Consider the following 19325-nt stretch of genomic DNA (forward strand, 5'->3'; position numbering starts at 1 on the left):
GGTTCGATTCGAACCGAGGCAGTAGTCGTGACGTTCTGATCTAGCGGCGAAGCTCGTGGGTCAGTGTCTCGAGCTCGTCACCGCCTGCCATCTCCTTGGTCAGTTCTTCGAGCGAGATGTCGTCGTACTTGGCGTCGAGCTTCTGACGTCCTCGGTTGAGGAGAACGAAGTGATCGCCGACCATGTACGCGTGGTGCGGGTTGTGCGTGATGAAGATGACGCCGAAACCCTGCTCCTTGGCTGCGGTGATGTAGCGCAACACCATTCCCGATTGCTTGACGCCGAGCGCTGCTGTCGGCTCGTCGAGAATCAGCACGCGCGCGCCGAAGAAGATGGCGCGTGCGATGGCAACACACTGACGCTGACCGCCGGAGAGGCTGCCGATCGGTGCGTCGACGTCAGGCAGTTCGATGCCCATCTTCGACAGTTCCGAGAGCGTCGTCGCGCGCATGGCGTTGGCGTCGAGCGACTTGATGAGTCCGCCCTTGCGAAGTTCCTGCCCGAGGAAGAAGTTGCGCCACACCGGCATCAGTGCAACGACGGCGAGGTCCTGGTAGACCGTCGCGATGCCTTTGCCGAGGGCTTCTTTCGGAGAATGGAACGTCGTCGGTTCGCCGTCGACGAGCAGTTCACCTTCGCTCTGCTGGTGCAGGCCGGCGATGATCTTGATCAATGTGGACTTGCCTGCGCCGTTGTCACCGAGCACGCCGGTCACCTCACCCGCGCCGACGCGGAGGTTGATTCCCTTGAGCGCGATGATGTTTCCGTATTGCTTACCGACGTCCTTGAGCTCGATCAGTGGCACGTTGCCGCCCGAGTTCGAGAGAGCGGGAACTTCAGCTGTGGTACTCATGTGTCACCTTTTCGCAGCGTAGTTGCGGAATGCGTTGTTGGCGATGACCGCGAAGAGCAGCATGGCGCCGAGGAAGAACTTGAACCAGTCCGGGTTCCAGCCTGCGTAGACGATGCCCTGGTTGGTCATACCGAAGATGAATGCGCCGATCGCAGCGCCGATCGCGGTTCCGTAACCACCGGTGAGCAAGCAACCGCCGATGACTGCGGCGATGATGTACAGGAACTCGTTACCGACTCCCTGACCGGACTGAACGGTGTTGAACGAGAACAGCAGATGCATGCCCACGAACCAGGCCGCAAAGCCGACGGTCATGAACAAACCGATCTTGACTGCCGTCACCGGCACACCGATCGCGCGTGCGCTGTCCTGATTACCACCGACCGCGAAGATCCAGTTGCCGATCTTGGTCTTGAACAAGATGAACGTGGCAATCGCGGTGAACAGCAGCCACCACACGACGGTGATCTTGACGGACACGCCGAAGACCGAGAAGGACGACGCGAATACCTTTTTGGCGGAATCGAATCCGGCCATGTCGGAGACGCTGGGTGTGGCCACTTGACCACTCACGAGCTTGGTGACGGCCAGGTTGATGCCGGTCAACATCAGGAACGAACTCAAGGTGATGAGGAAGCTGGGGATCTTCGTCTTCATGACGAGGTAACCGTTGAAGAATCCGACCGCGAGCGAAACGACGAGCGCCAGAATTGCGCCCACCCACAGATTGAGGTGCAGGTTGTAGGCGATCATGGACGCTGCCAGCGAGGACGTGGTGACCGCGACGCCGGCGGAGAGGTCGAACTCGCCGCCGATCATGAGCAGGGCGACCGCGCAAGCCATGATGCCGATCGTGGAGCTGGAGTAGAGCACTGTCGCAAGCGCTTCCGGCGTACGGAACGGCGCCGCGACGATACAGAAGAAGATGAAAATAGCGATGGCGCCGACAAGTGAACCCATCTCGGGGCGGAGCAGCAGACGCTGAATGCGCTTCTGCTCCTTCACCCGTTCATCGGTCACGACTTTGTGGGCGGCAAGGTCGAGATCTGCCTGAGTGGACATGATTTCCCTTCCGTGCTGGACAGGCGCACGGTGGGCGGATTCTCAGCCCTCCGTGCGCCCGGATCAGCGAGTTCCGTTCTTGGCGTACTCGGCGACCGAGTCGATGTTGGTGTTGTCGATGAACGCGGGTCCGGTCAGCGTCGGCAGGCCGCCGCCGATCACGTTGCCGTTGTTGAGGTAGAGCCACAGCGAATCGATGGCGAGGTAGCCCTGCAGGAAGGGTTGCTGGTCCACTGCCCACTGCACGTCACCGGATTTGATGGCGTCGACGAGAGCCGCGTTGGTGTCGAAGGTGACCACCTTCGCCTTGCTGCCTGCGTTGCCGACCGACGTCACGGACGTCAATGCAAACGGCGCACCGAGAGCGAGGACTCGATCGATGGCCGGGTCCTGCTGAAGCTTCGCGGTGATGGTCGACTCCACCGACGGCATGTCCTTGCCGTTGACGTTGAGAATCTCCGTCGCTCCCTTGAACGACTTCTTCACACCGGCACACCGTGATTCGAGGCTCACGTTGCCCTGCTCCTGAATGACGCACAACACCTTGGTCGCTCCTTCGGTGTTGAGTCGCTCGCCCGCAGCTTCACCGGCAATCGACTCGTCCTGACCGAAGTACTCCTTGACGCCCATGTCCTTCCAGGTTTCGAGGCCCGAGTTGAGGGCGACCACCGGAATGCCCGCGGCGGTGGCACTTTGGACCGCGGCAACCATGGCGTCAGGCTTCGCGAGGGTGACTGCAATCCCGTCGACCTTGCTGTCGATCGCGCTCTGAACCAGGTTGGCCTGATTCGGTGCCTCGGGATCGGCGGAGTACCGAAGTTCGATGTTGTCCTTCGCCGCTGCGGTTTCGGCGCCCTTGCGCACCAGATCCCAGAACGTGTCACCGGGAACTTCGTGGGTGATCATCGCAATGGTGGCGCGGGGCGTGTCCGCCGTACCCGCGCCCATTCCGGATCCGGAAGAATCCGGCTTACCGCCGGTGCTTGAACAGGCGGCCAGACCCAAGACCACGACTGAGGCTCCGGCCAGTACGGCAACGCTCTTGCGCCCCGTGAGAAACGACATGTGAACTCCCTCTCGACATCAACCAACGGCCCGCGAACGGATGGTGCTCGGTTGTATGAGAAAGATGTAATACCCGTCACAGTCGAATGTCAATAGTTTGTTCTGACATTAGGACTGCTTATCAAAGACGGGACAAACCGGATCCCGTGGAAACGCCAGGTCAACGCGCTGCAGGTCCAGTTGAACCTCGAACTACTAGTTGTGGCTGCGCGACTATGTCCTTGCCCAAGAGTCCACTTCCGCCGTCGAGGCGTTCGGAGATCCGCTCCACCGCGGCGCCGCCCAGAAACGCCGTGTCCTGCCCGACACTGGTCAGATCGATGTGCGTCAAACCTGCCAATGCACTGTTGTCGAATCCGATCACGGAGACGTCGCCGGGCACCGAGACTCCGGAACGCAAGAAGACGTCCAGGACTCCGAGCGCGCAACGATCGTTGAAAGCGAAGACCGCACTGGGAAGCCCTTCTTCGACCATCGACCGCGCGGCGTCTGCCCCGAACTCCTCCGTGAGACCACCAGGAAGGAGCCGCGATTCCAGGCCGGCCGCCCGCATGGCCTTCCGGTAGCCCTGACGCCTCTCCTGGGCACCCGGACCGCGTCCGCCGTCGACGTGGACGATCGAGCGGTGCCCGAGTTCAACGAGATGATTCACGGCCATCATGGCGCCCGCCTCGTCGTCCGTGCGGACAACGTCCACATGCGCTGAGGGCATCTTCCGCGCGAGCACGACGACGGGAACCTTGGCCGCCAGGTCGACGATCTCCGATTCCGGCGCCTGCGAACCCAACAGCAAGATCGCCTCGCATCGGTCATCGAGAAGGGTACGCACGGCGCGCGAGCCAGGCCTGCGATCCGAGACGGCACTGAGGACGACGTCGTAGCGCAAGCGTTCTGCTGCGTCGTAGATCTCGTCGAGCAGCTCCGCGTGAAATGTCTGCGCCGCAACGTAACTGACACCGATCAAGCGGCTGCGATGTTGCCGTAGCAGTCGCGCCGCGTTGTCGGGTCGATAGCCGAGTCGGTCCGCGGCCGCCTTGACCCGTACACGCGTCGCATCGCTGGCACCCGGGACATCACGAATGACGATGGACACCAGTGCGCGTGACACTCCGGCCAGATCGGCAACATCCTGCAAGGTGGGGCGTCGACTGTTCACCTCAACAGACTAGATCGTTCCAGCAAGTACGCACGCAAACGTTGACGCGCGCCGCAACCGGCGCTTTACTGGCATCACTAGAACGATCTAGTTCCTCATTCTCACTCCGAACGGAGCCCCCATGTCTGCCTCTGTTGCAGTCGGTCTCATCGGCGCCGGATGGATCGGCCGTTTCCACGGCGAGTCCGTCGCGCTGCGCATCCCCGGCACCCGTCTGGTCGCCGTCGCCGACCCCGCGCCCGGCGCTGCGGCGTCGTTGACAGAGCGTGTCAGTCCCGACACTCGCCCGTATACCGATGCACTCGAACTGATCGCCGATCCGACCGTCGAAGCGGTGCTCATCAGTACGCCCGCATCAACTCACACCGATCTCGTGGTAGCAGCAGCGGAGGCCGGCAAACATGTCTTCTGTGAAAAGCCGATGGCCTTGACGCTCGAAGACGCCGATCGCGCAATCGGCGCGTGCGCTGCGAACAACGTTGCGCTGCAAGTCGGTTTCAATCGGCGCTTCGCCGCTGATTTCGCGGCAGCCCACGACGTGATCACCACCGGCGGGATCGGGACCCCACAGCTACTGCGTTCCCTGACCCGCGATCCGGGCATCACCGCCGACGTCGCTGCTCGGGTCAAGCCGTGGACCATCTTCAACGAGACGCTGATTCACGACTTCGACGCTCTGCTCTGGCTCAACCCGGGGGCACGCGTCGTCGAGGTGTTCGCGCAGGCCGATGCTCTCGTCCATCCGCAGTACAAGGAGCAGGGGTACCTCGATACGTCGATGGTTCAGTTGCGCTTCGACAACGGCGCCCTCGCGTCGGCCGAGGCCAACTTCCAGGCCACTTACGGCTATGACGTGCGCGGTGAAGTTTTCGGTTCCGGAGGAATGGTGAGTGCAGGAGAGGTCACTCGGACCGCGATGCGTCATTACAGCTCGCCGGGTGTTCTGGCCGACACACCTCGGGTGAACATCGAACTCTTCCATGACGCCTATGTCGCTCAGCTGGCACACTTCGCCGATTGCGTCCGCTCCGGCACTGCGCCGTCAGTTGACGGTCTCGATGCCCGCAATGCGCTGGAAATTGCCTTGGCTGCAAAAGAATCCGTGGAAACCGGACTGCCGGTGTCGCTACTGTCGGTGCCGCGATGAACCCCTTCGACTTGGCAGTCTCCGCCGAGATGACGTTCACCGAATTGCCCTTCGAAGAACGTGTTCGGCGGATCTCGGATGCGGGCTTTGCGGCAGAAATCTGGAGTTGGCAGGACAAGGACCTCGACGCTCTTGTCGCTACCGGAGCTCGGTTCTCCTCGATGACCGGCTACCTGCACGGCGATTTGTTCGACGAGGCGGGCAGCGCCGAACTGGTACGCACGGCGCAGCTGTGCCTCGCTCCGGCAGCGAAACTCGGCGTTCCCCGGCTGAACTTCCATACCGGTGAGCTGATCGACGGACAGGCTGCGCGCCCGCAGTATCGAACTACGGGAGCGATGTGGCTGACGGCCCAACGCGCTCTCGAGAAGATCGCGCGCCTCGGCGAAGACGCCGGAGTTGTCTTCTGCCTCGAGAATCTCAATACGATTGTCGATCACCCCGGAGTTCCGATGGCCCGAGCCAAAGACACTCTGGCACTGGTGGAATCCGTCTCACACCCGAACCTCAAGATGATGCTCGACCTCTACCACGCGCAGATCGGCGAGGGGAACCTCATCGAACTCGTGCGGCGTTGCGGTGACAACATCGGAGAGATTCAGGTGGCCGACGTACCTGGGCGCTGCGAACCTGGAACTGGCGAGATCAACTACCCCGCCATCGCACGCGTTCTCGCCGACCAGGGATACACCGGCACAATCGGTTTGGAGGGTTGGGCGTCGGGAGACAGTGACGCCGCGCTCACTGCTTTCCGGAAGGCCTTTACTCTCTAGCCCTCACCCGGGAACGTGATCCCTACCTGACGGCGGATCTCGTCGAGGATGTCGAGCGTCGCAATGGCCGCGGCGAGCGGATGGACCGGAGACTCGACATCCCCGGCGGTGATCCGCCGCGCCGCCTCGGCCGCCTCGAACGCGAGACCGCCGACGTATCCGTCGACCGCGTCGTCGTAGCGCGCAGATCTTCCGTCTCCGAGCAGGACAGTAAAGGACCCGGGGCGGTAGAACGTCGAGTCCAGAACGATCATCCCCTTGTCGCCGCAGATCGAGGCGGTGTTGGGTGTGTCTGCGAGGATGGTGGTGCTCAGACTGGCCTGAGCTACACCGGACCACGAGAGCACCGCGGAAATCTGGCCGTTCACTTGGTGGTTGGCCGGTTGACCGAGAGCGAAAACCGAACTCGGAACACCTAGTACGCGATGCGCAAGACTGACCGGATAGGTCCCGAGGTCGAGAAGCGGCCCGCCCGCGAGCGTCGGATCGTAAATACGGTGATCGGTCTCGAACCGTTCACCGTGATCTGCCAGAACCGTACGTATGGTTCCCAGAAATCCAGCCTCGATGATCTGGTCGATCACGTCGAACTTGGGCAGGAACGACGTCCACATCGCTTCCATACAGAACAGTCCGAGCGCCGTTGCCCTCTCTCGAATGGCACGCCCCTGTGCACCGTTCAAGGCAAGCGGTTTTTCGATCACGACATGCTTGCCGTGATCCAATGCCGCCATCGCGCAATCGAAATGGGCTGTGTGCGGCGTTGCTACATAGACGACGTCCACCGCCTCGGACGCAAGCAAAGCGTCGTAGCTACCGTGAGCGCAACGGATCCCCCACTGGTCCGCGAAGGCCTGAGCTCGGGCCAGTCCGCGCGAAGCAACTGCCGTTACCTCCTGAGCTGTATTGGTCTGCAGGGATTCCACGAAGCGCTGCGCAATCCAGCCAGGACCGAGGATCCCCCAGCGCAAAGTCGGGGCGTCGATCGGATCGGGGACCCGGGTGCGAGGGAGTTCCAGAACTGTAGAAGAAGTCATGCCTCGAACTGTAGAGTCGAATCTCGAAATATGTAAGGACATTATGTTGTCCAGCTAAATTGGAAAACTGGGTGAAGCTATTGAGCGAAGAATTCTGAGGTCTATTTGATGGATTTCGGGGGTAGTTTCGATGGCTTCTCCTTGGCAGTCTTTGAGGTAGAGCGCATCTTGAACACTGCAGGAAAGGTCCCCGAATGACTCCAGCACTGACCGACCACACCGTGCCGTCCGCGGGTAGGTTGCACCGAGAAGATTGCAACATCGAAGACTTCGCCGCTCTGGTCGCCCACGAGACAGACCCCGCCGACTACCCGTACGCCCATTCGGTGGCCGACGGCGTTCTTCTCTACCGCTCGGATGCACTGGTCGACCAATTGTCGAATCCTGAAATCCGGGCGGAGATTCAGGACGAGATCGCCCGCGCGTTACTCACCGGTCCAGGCATCACGGTCTTCCAAGGCGCGTTCGACGCGGAGGTATTGGATCGCGCCAGTGCGGTCTTCCGTGAACTCATTGCGCGCCAACACGAATCCGGCGCGACGTCCGGGGATCACTTCGCCAAACCCGGAGCCAATGACCGGATCTGGGGAGCACAACTGAAGTTGGCGCTCGAAGATCCCAAGGCTTACGTCGACTACTACGCAAACAGCATTGTCGCTTTAGCTTCGGAAGCCTGGCTCGGCCCCATGTATCAGGTGACGTCGGACGTCAACGTCGTCAATCCCGGTGGCGCCGCACAGAATCCACATCGCGACTACCACCTCGGTTTCATGTCGAGCGACGTCGCTGCGAAGTTCCGGGCGCACGTTCATCGCTTGACCCCCGCCCTCACCTTGCAAGGTGCAGTCGCCCATGTGGACATGCCGGTCGAGACGGGCCCGACAAAATATCTGCCGTACTCCCAACAATTCGAATCCGGATACCTCGCGTTCGAGCGTCCCGAGTTCAAGGAGTTCTTCGAGGCCAATTACGTCCAATTACCTTTGGAGAAGGGAGATGCCGTCTTCTTCAACCCTGCACTGTTCCACGCCGCCGGCCACAATAAGTCCGCCGACGTCTTGCGTATGGCAAATCTTCTTCAGGTGTCGTCAGCCTTCGGTCGCGCCCTCGGAACCATTGACCGGGAGGCGCTCGTCAACGCGATCTATCCGGCACTGCTCGCCCTCAGCGAGGCGGGGTCAGACGAGGCAGTTCGGTACGCCGTCGCCGCTTCCGCTGAGGGCTACGCCTTCCCGACCAATCTGGACCGAGACCAACCGATCGACGGCCTCGCGCCTCAGACGCAAGCCGAACTCGTGATGGAGGCGGTTCGCGAGCGGATCTCACCTGATCGACTGGCCGATCTGCTGAAGGCGCAGTCCGAGAGGCGAATGAGCTGACGGACGGCGGCGCTGAAGAGCACTCGAGCCGCTTAATGCCGGTCAGTCGGTACGCTCGTGGCATGGGGTGGGACTTATTAGTGCTGTTCGCCATGATCGGCCCGTTGGCGGTGTTCGGGTGGGCGGCTGTTCGGGCAAGGCGCCGCGGGCTTGGGGGGTCGTTCGTCGGGCCGTTTCAGGAGATGTTCGATCCCGGTGCGGCGCGAGCACAGACTGTCATCGAACAGATCGCGGAACTTCCGGATCCTGCGGACTCCGGCGACCCGGACAACGACGACGATGTGCCGTACACAGTCGCCTATGAGGGTGTTCGGCTCCACATCAACCCCGGCAAGGCTCGGCAGCGCGGAGGCGACGGGACCACCAAGCGAGCTGAGTGAAAGTCGGACCGGATACAACGCGAGGGAGAACTGGTTCGGTCAGGGCCGGCGAAGTTGATAGGTGATACCGTTCTCCAACTCATCTGAGCTGAAGGACTCCGAAGAGAAGTGGCCCAAGCTCACCTCATAGTTTCTCTGGTTTGCGGGGACGGCATCAAAATGTGCGGTGTAGGAGCAGGTGCTCATTCCGTCGGGAAGTTGATCGATTGCCTCGACCTCGAGTGTCGACCTTGCGGATGCAGCGCCGCTGCCCCCGAAAATCTGAATCTGGTCGTTCGGAGCAACACGGATCATATCGATCACGCACTCTCCAGAGACCGTCTCGGCTTGCTCTGCCTGACCGGTCACCGTTATCGTGGCGGCAAAGGTTTTCGGCACATCGACATTGGTCGTGCAGCTTGTCAGCATCAGCGCTCCCACAGAGCCCGCTGCCGCAACCGCAACCTGTGCTGACCTTCGCCTCATAGTCGTCAACGGTAGTGCGTCCGAGTCGCCACGGTGCTCGGTTGCCGAATCCGAAGAGTCACACGGGGCCCCTCGCCGGCCGGCCGAACCACGTGGACAGCTGAGTATCCAACTCCGCCTGCGAATCCCCGACCCATGCCACGTGACCATCCGGTCGAAGCAGTACGGCCGGTGCGTCCAATTCGGTGCTGGTGTCGACCACGTGGTCGACGCGATCACTCCAACCATCTACCGACAGTTGGCCACCCTGGTCGAGCAGAAGTCCGTCGAGCAGGAGTCCGCGGCCGGATCGCATCAGGTCGTAGAGGTTGCCGCGCGTCAACGCGATGTTCCGCAGCCTCCGACCGAGTAGGTCGTCACCTTCGCCGAAGTCGTAGCGAATCGAGATCGCAGTGATCTTCTCGGTCAGATAACGCTTGACGTCTTCGAAGTCCATCAGCTCGGAGATCAAGCGTCGCACAGCTTGTGGACCGGCTGCGGTGGAGATCAGCTCCGCCTGCGCGCGCGTGTTGTCGAGAACGTCGGCAGCCACCGGACGCCGTTCCGATTCGTAAGTGTCGAGCAGGCTCTCCGGCGCCCAACCGTTGATCTCTGCGGCGAGCTTCCAGCCGAGGTTGAAGGCATCTTGGACACCGAGATTGAGGCCTTGTCCGCCCATCGGTGGGTGGATGTGAGCGGCATCGCCGGCGAGGAAAACCCGGTCACGGCGGTAGTGCTCCGCCAGTCGGGTGGCGTCACCGAAGCGCGAGAGCCACCGCGGCGAGTGCACACCGAAGTCGGTGCCGGCAATGGCCAGTAGCTGTTGCTTGATGTCGTCGAGCGTCGTCGGAACCGCGCGACCGTCGGCAACTTCGGCCGCGGGTACCACGACGCGAAAAGCACCATTGCCGGCGGGACCGACTCCGAATCGTTTGTGCGTTTCCCGGATTTCGGCGACAACGGCGGCCAGTTCATCAGCCGGCATTGTCACGTCCATTTCGCCGATCAGCGTGTCGGCGCTCGACGGCTCGCCGGGAAACCCGACGTCGATCAGCTTCCGAACGGTGCTACGCCCACCGTCGCAGCCTACGAGGTACCGCGCGTGAAGTGTTGTGCCGTCCGACAATTCCGCTGTGACGTTGTCACTGTCTTGACGGATTGCGACGACGCGCTTCCCTCGCTGAATGTCCGCGCCGACTTCGGTGGCATGTTCGGCAAGAATCCGGTCGATCTCGGGCTGAGGTATGCCCAGTACGTATCCGTGCGCAGTATCGAGGTGAGCGGGTGCCGGCTTGCTGATCCCCGCGAAGAATCCGCCGAGCGGGTACTTGCGGCCGTGCGCGAGGAACTTGTCCAGCAACCCGCGCTGTTCCATGATTTCGATGCTGCGGACGTGAATGCCGAGGGCACGGACGAACCGGGTCGGCTCCTCGTCCTTGTCAATGACAACGACGTCGACGCCGTGTAGCCGGAGCTCGCCTGCCAGCATCAATCCGGTTGGTCCGGCACCGACGATGATGATGTCACTCATGCAAACCCCTCCTCCGGGCAAGGCATTTGCTTGCTCGCAGCAGCCGAGTCTGCACCATCACCCGGGCCTTGCCGCAAGCCCCCGGTCCCGCGTTATGATGAAAGTGGCGGGAGGCCCCTCTTCATCGGCGCGCAAACACCGCAGCGCCTGTACCGTGCGGGAGCCGCCAACTCTCGATCACCGTCGGCACCAGCATGAGCCCGAGAACACCCAGTGTCAGCGAAAACGGCACTCCTCCGCCAAGATCACCGGACTCCGCCAGCGGCGTGAAGAGCGTGATCACCAACGCGGACAGCGCAATACCCAGACCGGACGCCAGCTCCTGCAGGGTTGCATGCAAGGTATTGGCATCGGTCAGCTCCCCCGAGTCGACCTCGGCGAATGCCAAGCTGTTGTACGCGGTGAACCCGATTGATCGCAGCGCGCCACTGACGAACAGCGCCACGGCGACAAACTCCGTCCGGTGTCGACGACGAAATCAGTGCCAGCGCACCGAAGCACACCACCGACAGAACGCCGTTCCCCACCAGAACTCGTCTGATCCCGAACCTGCGCATGAGCGGCGTGGTGAGCGGTTTGATCGCGATGTTGCCCACAAACAGAGCCATCACCAGCAGACCAGCGTTGAACGCCGACATTCCGAATCCCACTTGGAACAACAGCGGCAGCACAAACGGCACACCCATGATCACGAGCCGGTACAGCGAGCCGCTCGACGCGACAATCCGAAACGATCGGAGCCGCAGGACCCCGAGCGCAATGAGCGGGTGATCCGACCGGAGGAGGTGAATGACGGCCAAGGTCAACAAGATCAGAGACACAACGATCCCGAGGCCCACTCGAATCCAATCGGTCCCGGAACTGTGCACGCTGTCGAGTGCCACAACGAGCACGGCGACGCCTGCTCCGATCACCACCAGGCCCAGCCAGTCGAGGCTTCGTTTTTGCGCTTCCCGAATTTCAGGCACCATGCGCAATGCAAGGAGAAACCCGACGATCCCGATCGGGACGTTGATCAGGAATATCCAGCGCCACGACGCGATCGACACGATGGCTCCCCCCAGAGCGGGCGCGAGAACCGGCGCTGTGAGCGCCGGCCACGTCAGGTAGGCGATTGCCCGTACCAGTTCCGCCTTCGACGTCACCCGCAATACTGCGAGCCTCCCCACCGGCACCATCATGGCGCCGCCTACCCCTTGTAATGCGCGCATTCCCACCAGCATCGGGAGGGACGTACTGAGTGCACATCCCACCGATGCCACAGTGAAAACGGCTATGGCGGAGATGAAGACACGGCGCGTTCCGAATCTGTCGGCCATCCATCCGCTCGCCGGAATCAAGACTGCCAACACCAAGAGATACGAAGAAACGGCGACATTGACGTCGACGGCAGCGACTCCGAAGGATTCGGCGATCGACGGCAGCGCCGTTGTGAGAATCGTCGCGTCGAGCATCTCCATGAACAGCGCTGCTGCCACCAGCAACGCCAGTCCGCGGGGAAATGTCACTGCACCAGAGCCTTTCGGAGCGATTCTCGATCAGCCGAGAGAAATCCAGCCACCGGAGGACACCGAGGCGACCATCGCGTCCAGAGCCTGCGCCGACGCGACTGCATCAGCGATGGCCGCGCCCTGCGGCGCTCCGCCCACGATCGAGGAGATGAAATTGCGAGCCTCGATCACTTTCAGGTCGTCGTAGCCCATCGCGTTGGCCGCGCCGGGCTGGAAGCGGCCGAACTCACCCGACTCGGGGCCGACCAACACCGTCGTGACGGATTGGTCCTGGTACTTCGAGCCGAGGCTGGTGCCCAGTTCACCCATCCGGCGGTAGTCCCAGAACACGGCGCCCTTCGTACCGTGAATCTCGAATCCGTAATTGTTCTGCTCTCCCACGGCGACGCGGCAAGCTTCGAGGGTGCAGCGGCCACCCGAACCGAGGCGCAGCAGTGCGCTGACGAAGTCCTCGTTCTCGACAGCCCCCATCTCTCCGCCGCTGGCGCGGGCATGTCCACTGGTTGCGGCGGACGGTCGCGCCCGCTCCGGGATGAAGATGGCAGTATCCGCAACGAGGGCGTCGACGTCTCCGAGGAGATGACGGATGAGATCGATACCGTGCGAAGCCAAGTCACCCAAGACGCCGGCGCCGCCGCGCTCACGCTCGTACCGCCAACTCAAAGCGCCTTCGGGGTGCGCCGCGTAGTCACTCAGGAAGCGAAAACGCGAATGGGTGATCGTGCCCAGCTCCCCCGACTCGATCAGGCTTTTTGCCAGGGCCACGGCCGGCGCATTTCGATAATTGAAGCCGACGCTCGACTGCACACCGGCCTTCGAGACAGCTGCTGCAACAGCTTTCGCGTCTTCCGTGGACAACCCGACGGGCTTCTCGATCCAGATGTGTTTGCCGGCCTCTGCCATTGCGACGCCGATTTCACGGTGCAAGAAGTTCGGGGCCGTGATGCTCACCGCGTCGATCGCCGGATCGGCTGCGATATCGCGCCAGTCCTGGGTGAAAGCGTCGAAGCCGAATTGGTCCGCGGCTTCCTCCCCTCGGCCCGGCACTTCGTCGGCGACGGCAGCGAGGCGGATCACGGGAAGCTGGGGATAGTGCTGCCGCAAACGCAGATACGCCTGCGTGTGTACGCGGCCCATCCATCCGAATCCGGCAACTGCTACAGAAATGCCTGTCATGAGGCTCCGTTCGGGTCAAATGATCGAAGGATCGCAGAAATTCTGGGGTCACAAATCACCCCCACTGACTCAGTCAGGCGGGTACTCGTGTCACCGGGATCGAGATCTAGCGGTCGACCACAGTGGTGTCGAAGTAGTAACGCGACGCTCGGTAGCAGTGGCTGCCGTACTCGACGGCGCTACCTGAATCGTCAAATGCAGTGCGGCTCATGGTCAAGAGGGCAGCACCCACTTTCTCGTCGAGCAATCCTGCTTCTTCGCGAGTCGCCGCCCGGGCGCCGATTCGCTGCCGAGCCACACGAATGTGAACGCCGCGAGTTCGCAAGGTCTGGTAGAGCCCCTGCGTCTCCAACTCCTCGGGATCGGGTGCGATGTCCACCGGAATGTAATTGGTCATCACTGCCAGTGGTTCGCCGTTGGTGCTCCGCAGACGCCTGATGGTGGCCACTTCGGCGTCTGGTTCGAGGTTGAGCTCCGCGGCAACGTCCTCGCCGGGAACTCCCACCGTGAACTCGAGGAGCTTGGTCGTCGGAGCCTGGCCTGCTCTCGCCAGGTCGTCGAACAGGCTGGTGAGCTCGACAGGGCGGTGCACGGGACTCTGCACCACCTGAGTTCCGACACCCCGCTTGCGAACAAGTAAGCCCTTGTCCACCAATTCCTGGATCGCGCGCCGTGTGGTCGGACGCGAGAGATTGAGCCGTTTGGCCAACGCAAGTTCGTTCTCGAACCGATCGCCTGGGGCAAGGTCGCCACCGAGAATAGCGCCCTCGATTGCCTGGGCCAGCTGAAAATACAGCGGCACCGGGCTCGAGCGGTCCAACTCGACGGCGAGTGCTGCGACCACGGTCAACTCCGATCTCTGACTTGGGAAGGCGCCGTATCGACGCTACTTCTCTCGGCAGTGTATGCGAACACTAACATTCACTTGACCGCAAGTCATAATGTCCAGACAAACTATTGACAATCGCTGTGTCGCGGCGCACAGTTTCAGTCATACATCGGTGCCCTGCGTGGGCAACCCACCACGAACTCTCGGGAGTCAGTTTTGACAAGCATCAACACTCACCAGAGCGGGTCACACATCCCTGACGCACCCTTCGACGTGCTTGCCATCGGCCGATCGGGTGTGGACATCTACCCACTTCAGACCGGTGTCGGACTCGAGGACGTCGAGACGTTCGGCAAGTTCCTCGGCGGCAGCGCAGCCAATGTCTCGGTGGCGGCCGCGCGCCTCGGTCGGCGAGCAGCATTAATCTCCGGCGTCGGCAACGATCCCTTCGGGAAGTTCGTCACACGCGAATTGGCACGTCTCGGTGTCGACAACAGGTTTGTCGTCACCAATTCGGAGCATCCGACACCGGTGACGTTCTGCGAGATCTTCCCCCCGGACGACTTTCCTCTGTACTTCTATCGCAAGCCGCATGCGCCTGATCTTCGGATCACCCCGCAAGACATCGACCTCGACGCCGTTCGAACAGCCTCGCTGTACTGGTCGACTGTGACGGGGCTGTCCGAAGAACCGAGCCGCAGCGCACACTTCGCCGCTTGGGAAGCCCGCGAACGCCGCCCGCTGACCGTTCTAGACCTGGACTACCGCCCGATGTTCTGGTCGACGCCGCAGGACGCGACCACGCAGGTACAGCGCGCCCTCGCACACGTGACGGTAGCCGTGGGAAATCGTGAAGAGTGCGAAATCGCTGTCGGTGAGACCAACCCGAACAAGGCCGCGGACGCGCTTCTCGACCTCGGAGTCGAACTGGCCATCGTGAAGCAGGGCCCGAAGGGTGTACTCGGCAAAACGCGAAAGCAGTCGATCACCGTGCCGCCCAACACCGTCGACGTGGTCAACGGGCTGGGAGCAGGCGACAGCTTCGGCGGATCACTGTGCCACGGACTGTTGGCCGGGTGGCCGCTGGAGAAGGTACTGCGCTACGCCAACGCGGCCGGCGCGATAGTCGCATCTCGGCTCGAATGCTCCACTGCGATGCCGACCGCCGAAGAAGTCCACGATCTCGCCGAAGCCACAGCCACGGAGGCAGTCAATGTCTGACAAGCTCGCCGCCCGCCCCCTCGCCACCACCTACGCCGAAGTGACGGAACTGCGTGCGAGCGATCCGCAGATCATCGAAAAGGCTTGGGCTGCACGAACTCCTCGCGCCACTGTTCGAGGCAATGGCCGGGTCATGATCGTCGCGGCCGATCATCCGGCGCGTGGGGCGCTGTCTGTCGGCGGCAAGCCGACAGCGATGAACAGTCGTACCGATCTGCTGGACCGGTTGCGCACTGCTCTCGACAATCCCGGAGTCGACGGCGTTCTCGGTACTGCGGACATTCTCGACGATCTGCTCCTCCTCGGCGCTCTCGACGACAAGGTCGTCTTCTCGTCGATGAACCGCGGCGGCCTGGCAGGTGCCAGCTTCGAACTCGACGACCGCATGACGGGTTACACCGCGGCCGGTACCGCAAAGTTCGGTATGAACGGCGGAAAGATGCTGCTGCGCATCGCACTCGACGACGCGGGCACTCTGCCCACCATGACGGCATGTGCGGAAGCCGTGGACGAACTGGCCGCGGCCGGACTGATCGCGATGCTCGAGCCGTTTCTCTCCAGCCGCGTGAACGGCAAGGTGGTCAACGATCTCAGCCCCGACGCCGTCATCAAGTCCATCCATATCTCCCAGGGCCTCGGCTCCACCTCGGCGTATACGTGGATGAAGTTGCCAGTCGTCGACGAGATGGAACGGGTCATGGATGCGACGACTCTCCCGACGCTCCTGTTGGGCGGCGACCCGCAGATCGCGCCGGAAGAGACGTACGCAAAGTGGGACGCTGCCCTTCAGTTGCCGTCCGTGCGCGGATTGATAGTCGGGCGCGCGCTGCTCTACCCACCCGACGGCGACGTGACCGCGGCCGTCGACACCGCAGTCAAGCTCGTCCACTAGAACCGACCTGGCAGGAGCAAGATGTTCAGCAAGTACTATGTCCCCGCCGACTCTTCCGCCGACGGTGATTTCACGACAGTGGTCACACCGGAGTCTGCCGGGTGGACCGAATCCAGCTTGTGGACACTCGAACTCGCCCCGGGTGCGAACGTCCACCTGCAGTCCGGCGAGAACGAGATCATCGTCGTTCCACTGGCGGGTTCGGCCGTCGTCGTTGCCGAGGGGACGGAGATTCCCCTCACTGGCCGCGCATCGGTTTTCGACGGTCCGAGCGATTTCGCGTACGTAGGACGCGACGCCGACTACTCGGTCAGCAGCACCGGCGGAGGCCGCTTTGCACTGTGCGGAGCGCGCGCCGGCGCAAAGCTCCCCCATCGATACGGCCCGGCTTCAGGAGTTGCGGTCGAGCTCCGCGGTGCCGGGAACTGCAGCCGACAGGTTCACAACTTCGCCACCGCAGACACCTTCGAGGCCGACTCCATCATCGCGTGTGAGGTCATCACCCCCGGCGGGAACTGGTCGTCGTATCCCAGCCACAAACACGACGAGAACAGCGACGTCGAATCGGCCTTGGAAGAGATCTATTACTTCGAGATCGACCGAAGCCCGACCGGCACCGAAGGATTCGGCTACCACCGCGTGTACGGAACCGCCGAGAGACCTATCGAGGTGCTCGAGGAAGTCCGCTCAGGCGACGTCGTCCTCGTGCCGCACGGCTATCACGGCCCGTCCATCGCAGCGCCGGGGCACCACATGTACTACCTCAACGTCATGGCAGGTTCGGGCGAGATCCGGGCGTGGAACATCTGTGACGATCCGCAACACACCTGGCTGCGCGGAAGCTGGGATCACCAGGACATCGACCCTCGACTGCCGTTGCAGTCCCACAACTGACGGAAGTGAAAGCTGTGGCACCCACCAACAACGCAACCGGCAATCGTCTACCTCGCGACGAGCCGACCGTTCACCTCACCGTTTCTCAAGCTGTCGTCCGCTTCCTCGCCAACCAGTACACCGAACGCGACGGCCAGCGCACCAAGCTGTTTGCCGGCTGCTTCGGAATCTTCGGGCACGGGAACGTCGCCGGGTTGGGGCAGGCACTCTTGCAGGCCGAGATCCAGGACCTCGACGCCGGCCGTGAGCCGACGCTCCCCTACGTGCTCGGCCGCAATGAACAGGCGATGGTGCACTCGGCGGTCGCCCACGCCCGCATGATGGACCGCCTGCAGACGTGGGCAGTCTCGTCCAGCGTCGGCCCGGGCGCCACCAACATGATCACCGGTGCGGCACTGGCCACCATCAACCGTCTACCTGTATTACTTCTGCCCGCAGATACTTTCGCGACCCGAGCCAGTGCCCCGGTCCTGCAGGAACTCGAACTCCCGTCGAGCGGTGACGTCACAGTCAACGACGCTTTCAAACCGGTCTCGCGATACTTCGATCGGGTATGGCGCCCGGAACAGTTGCCGAGCGCTCTGCTGGCCGGCATGCGAGTTCTCACCGACCCCGTCGAGACCGGCGCAGTCACCATCGCCATCCCGCAGGACGTACAGGCCGAGGCTTTCGACTGGCCAGAGTCGTTCTTCGCCGAACGAGTCTGGCACGTGGCCCGTCCGCTCCCCGAGCGATCGGCGATCGAACGCGCCACCGCGATCATCCGTTCGGCTCGCAAGCCGCTGATCGTCGCCGGCGGCGGCGTGATCTACAGCCAGGCCACGGACTCTCTGGCAACGTTCTGCGCGCAGACCGGAATCCCCGTGGGGCAGAGCCAGGCCGGCAAGGGTTCCTTGGTCTACGACCATCCACAATCCGTCGGAGCGGTGGGGTCCACTGGCACCACCGCTGCAAACGCTCTGGCCACCGAGGCGGACGTCGTCATCGGAATCGGTACGCGGTACAGCGATTTCACGAGCGCATCCCGCACCGCCTTCACCAATCCAGACGTTCGCTTCGTCAACATCAACGTCGCTTCACTGGATTCCGTGAAGCAGGGCGGTGTCAGTGTGGTGGCCGACGCGCGTGAGGCTCTCGACGCCCTGGCGCTCGCGCTGAGCGACTACCGGGTGGACGACGAGTACGCGTCCAGGATCGGTGAACTCGCTCGCGATTGGGATGCTGTCGTCGAATCGGTATACAACCCGGCCGAGCCTGCAGCCGACGGGTCGCTGAATCAGAATCAGGTGATCGGTCTGGTCAACACTCTGTCCGATCCACGTGACGTCGTGGTGTGCGCTGCCGGGTCCATGCCGGGTGACCTCCACAAGCTGTGGCGTACTCGCGATTCGAAGGGCTATCACGTCGAATACGGATACTCCTGCATGGGATACGAAGTTGCGGGAGGTCTGGGCGTCCGGATGGCTTGTCCCGATCGCGACGTGTTCGTCATGGTCGGCGACGGTTCCTATCTGATGATGGCCACAGAATTGGTCACCGCCGTGCAGGAACGCCTCAAGGTCATCGTCATTTTGGTGCAAAATCACGGATTTGCCTCCATCGGTTCGCTGTCCGAATCGCTCGGTTCCCAGCGCTTCGGCACGCAGTACCGCTACCGCTCGAATGACGGACGTCTCGACGGAGGGGTTCTCCCGGTCGATTTGGCCGCGAACGCCGCCAGCCTCGGTGTCGACGTCATCCGCGCCAACACCGCTGCCGAGTTCGCCGACGCGATCAAGGTTGCCAAAGCAAGCGACACCAGTACGGTCATCCACGTCGAAACCGATCCGCTGATCGGCGCCCCGGACAGCGAATCCTGGTGGGATGTACCGGTATCGGCCACCTCCGAACTGGAGTCCACCAAGAACGCACGGACAACGTACGAGTCCTGGAAGAAGATCCAGCGACCGTACCTCCGTCCATCCGAATGAAAATT

The 19325-nt window shown here is 62.3% G+C and carries 17 protein-coding genes and 1 pseudogene; 8 read left to right on the forward strand and 10 right to left on the reverse strand.

Annotated elements, in window-relative coordinates; all coding sequences use genetic code 11:
• Positions 1-40: 40 nt before the first annotated feature.
• The 4 genes from ACFT1A_RS15360 to ACFT1A_RS15375 all read right to left on the reverse strand — a co-directional run bounded on the left by ACFT1A_RS15360 (position 41) and on the right by ACFT1A_RS15375 (position 4136).
• Entirely contained in the window at positions 41-853 is an 813-nt protein-coding gene (locus ACFT1A_RS15360) for an ATP-binding cassette domain-containing protein (RefSeq protein WP_007727336.1), read from the reverse strand.
• 3 nt (positions 854-856) lie between these two features.
• A complete protein-coding gene (locus tag ACFT1A_RS15365; protein WP_069145865.1) occupies positions 857-1915 on the reverse strand; it encodes an ABC transporter permease in 1059 nt (352 codons plus the stop codon).
• 63 nt (positions 1916-1978) lie between these two features.
• The gene (locus ACFT1A_RS15370) at positions 1979-2980 is read right to left on the reverse strand and encodes a substrate-binding domain-containing protein (protein WP_003941029.1); all 1002 of its coding nucleotides are present in this window, start codon (positions 2978-2980) and stop codon (positions 1979-1981) included.
• A gap of 160 nt (positions 2981-3140) precedes the next feature.
• A complete protein-coding gene (locus ACFT1A_RS15375; RefSeq protein WP_378447701.1) occupies positions 3141-4136 on the reverse strand; it encodes a LacI family DNA-binding transcriptional regulator in 996 nt (331 codons plus the stop codon).
• Positions 4137-4257: 121 nt separating this feature from the next.
• Between ACFT1A_RS15375 and ACFT1A_RS15380 the strand changes: the two genes are divergently transcribed.
• Both ACFT1A_RS15380 and ACFT1A_RS15385 read left to right on the forward strand, forming a co-directional pair.
• Positions 4258-5283, forward strand: a complete 1026-nt coding sequence (locus tag ACFT1A_RS15380) for a Gfo/Idh/MocA family oxidoreductase (protein ID WP_378447702.1) — start codon at positions 4258-4260, stop codon at positions 5281-5283.
• Positions 5280-6056 (forward strand): TIM barrel protein, encoded by a 777-nt coding sequence (locus ACFT1A_RS15385; RefSeq protein ID WP_378447703.1) that lies wholly within the window; start codon positions 5280-5282, stop codon positions 6054-6056. The genes ACFT1A_RS15380 and ACFT1A_RS15385 overlap by 4 nt, the downstream gene beginning before the upstream one ends.
• Here ACFT1A_RS15385 and ACFT1A_RS15390 read toward each other — a convergent pair.
• The gene (locus ACFT1A_RS15390) at positions 6053-7093 is read right to left on the reverse strand and encodes a Gfo/Idh/MocA family protein (protein WP_378447704.1); all 1041 of its coding nucleotides are present in this window, start codon (positions 7091-7093) and stop codon (positions 6053-6055) included. The two genes, ACFT1A_RS15385 and ACFT1A_RS15390, sit on opposite strands and share 4 nt — an antisense overlap.
• Before the next feature lie 194 nt (positions 7094-7287).
• Between ACFT1A_RS15390 and ACFT1A_RS15395 the strand changes: the two genes are divergently transcribed.
• On the forward strand, positions 7288-8472 hold the full coding sequence (locus tag ACFT1A_RS15395) for a phytanoyl-CoA dioxygenase family protein (RefSeq protein WP_378447705.1): 1185 nt from the start codon (positions 7288-7290) through the stop codon (positions 8470-8472).
• A 62-nt stretch (positions 8473-8534) separates the two neighbouring features.
• Complete coding sequence (locus ACFT1A_RS15400; RefSeq protein ID WP_241199139.1) at positions 8535-8852, forward strand: hypothetical protein; 318 nt, start codon at positions 8535-8537, stop codon at positions 8850-8852.
• Positions 8853-8891: 39 nt separating this feature from the next.
• Here the strand turns inward: ACFT1A_RS15400 and ACFT1A_RS15405 are convergent, their stop codons facing one another.
• The 5 genes and pseudogenes from ACFT1A_RS15405 to ACFT1A_RS15425 form a co-directional block, all read right to left on the reverse strand.
• The gene (locus ACFT1A_RS15405) at positions 8892-9260 is read right to left on the reverse strand and encodes a hypothetical protein (protein WP_378447706.1); all 369 of its coding nucleotides are present in this window, start codon (positions 9258-9260) and stop codon (positions 8892-8894) included.
• A 115-nt stretch (positions 9261-9375) separates the two neighbouring features.
• Complete coding sequence (iri, locus tag ACFT1A_RS15410) at positions 9376-10827, reverse strand: rifampin monooxygenase Iri (RefSeq protein WP_378447707.1); 1452 nt, start codon at positions 10825-10827, stop codon at positions 9376-9378.
• Positions 10828-10948: 121 nt separating this feature from the next.
• Positions 10949-12287: pseudogene (locus ACFT1A_RS15415) on the reverse strand (MFS transporter).
• A 78-nt stretch (positions 12288-12365) separates the two neighbouring features.
• Entirely contained in the window at positions 12366-13514 is a 1149-nt protein-coding gene (locus tag ACFT1A_RS15420; protein WP_378447708.1) for a Gfo/Idh/MocA family protein, read from the reverse strand.
• A gap of 106 nt (positions 13515-13620) precedes the next feature.
• Positions 13621-14358 (reverse strand): GntR family transcriptional regulator, encoded by a 738-nt coding sequence (locus ACFT1A_RS15425; RefSeq protein ID WP_283303395.1) that lies wholly within the window; start codon positions 14356-14358, stop codon positions 13621-13623.
• Positions 14359-14559: 201 nt separating this feature from the next.
• Here ACFT1A_RS15425 and iolC point away from each other — a divergent pair, with 201 nt between their 5' ends.
• Genes iolC through iolD form a run of 4 tightly spaced genes read left to right on the forward strand, consistent with a single transcriptional unit; the run spans position 14560 to position 19320 of the window.
• The gene (gene iolC / locus ACFT1A_RS15430; protein WP_378447709.1) at positions 14560-15564 is read left to right on the forward strand and encodes a 5-dehydro-2-deoxygluconokinase; all 1005 of its coding nucleotides are present in this window, start codon (positions 14560-14562) and stop codon (positions 15562-15564) included.
• Positions 15557-16456, forward strand: a complete 900-nt coding sequence (locus ACFT1A_RS15435; RefSeq protein ID WP_378447710.1) for an aldolase — start codon at positions 15557-15559, stop codon at positions 16454-16456. Before iolC ends, ACFT1A_RS15435 begins: the two co-directional genes overlap by 8 nt.
• A 21-nt stretch (positions 16457-16477) precedes the next feature.
• On the forward strand, positions 16478-17350 hold the full coding sequence (iolB, locus tag ACFT1A_RS15440; protein WP_378447711.1) for a 5-deoxy-glucuronate isomerase: 873 nt from the start codon (positions 16478-16480) through the stop codon (positions 17348-17350).
• 14 nt (positions 17351-17364) lie between these two features.
• Positions 17365-19320 (forward strand): 3D-(3,5/4)-trihydroxycyclohexane-1,2-dione acylhydrolase (decyclizing), encoded by a 1956-nt coding sequence (iolD, locus tag ACFT1A_RS15445; RefSeq protein ID WP_378447712.1) that lies wholly within the window; start codon positions 17365-17367, stop codon positions 19318-19320.
• The last annotated feature ends 5 nt before the right edge of the window (positions 19321-19325 follow it).

Source organism: Rhodococcus sp. NPDC057135, assembly GCF_042670865.1.
Lineage (GTDB): Bacteria > Actinomycetota > Actinomycetes > Mycobacteriales > Mycobacteriaceae > Rhodococcus_F.

What these genes read in the sequence shown, in the direction of transcription:
- ACFT1A_RS15370 (WP_003941029.1), bottom strand. Translation starts at nt 2,980, where the DNA reads ATGTCGTTTCTCACGGGGCGCAAGAGCGTTGCCGTACTGGCCGGAGCC.
- ACFT1A_RS15435 (WP_378447710.1), top strand. Translation starts at nt 15,557, where the DNA reads ATGTCTGACAAGCTCGCCGCCCGCCCCCTCGCCACCACCTACGCCGAA.
- ACFT1A_RS15400 (WP_241199139.1), top strand. Translation starts at nt 8,535, where the DNA reads ATGGGGTGGGACTTATTAGTGCTGTTCGCCATGATCGGCCCGTTGGCG.
- ACFT1A_RS15420 (WP_378447708.1), bottom strand. Translation starts at nt 13,514, where the DNA reads ATGACAGGCATTTCTGTAGCAGTTGCCGGATTCGGATGGATGGGCCGC.
- iri (WP_378447707.1), bottom strand. Translation starts at nt 10,827, where the DNA reads ATGAGTGACATCATCATCGTCGGTGCCGGACCAACCGGATTGATGCTG.
- ACFT1A_RS15385 (WP_378447703.1), top strand. Translation starts at nt 5,280, where the DNA reads ATGAACCCCTTCGACTTGGCAGTCTCCGCCGAGATGACGTTCACCGAA.
- iolB (WP_378447711.1), top strand. Translation starts at nt 16,478, where the DNA reads ATGTTCAGCAAGTACTATGTCCCCGCCGACTCTTCCGCCGACGGTGAT.
- ACFT1A_RS15360 (WP_007727336.1), bottom strand. Translation starts at nt 853, where the DNA reads ATGAGTACCACAGCTGAAGTTCCCGCTCTCTCGAACTCGGGCGGCAAC.
- ACFT1A_RS15365 (WP_069145865.1), bottom strand. Translation starts at nt 1,915, where the DNA reads ATGTCCACTCAGGCAGATCTCGACCTTGCCGCCCACAAAGTCGTGACC.
- ACFT1A_RS15390 (WP_378447704.1), bottom strand. Translation starts at nt 7,093, where the DNA reads ATGACTTCTTCTACAGTTCTGGAACTCCCTCGCACCCGGGTCCCCGAT.
- ACFT1A_RS15380 (WP_378447702.1), top strand. Translation starts at nt 4,258, where the DNA reads ATGTCTGCCTCTGTTGCAGTCGGTCTCATCGGCGCCGGATGGATCGGC.
- ACFT1A_RS15395 (WP_378447705.1), top strand. Translation starts at nt 7,288, where the DNA reads ATGACTCCAGCACTGACCGACCACACCGTGCCGTCCGCGGGTAGGTTG.
- ACFT1A_RS15405 (WP_378447706.1), bottom strand. Translation starts at nt 9,260, where the DNA reads ATGCTGACAAGCTGCACGACCAATGTCGATGTGCCGAAAACCTTTGCC.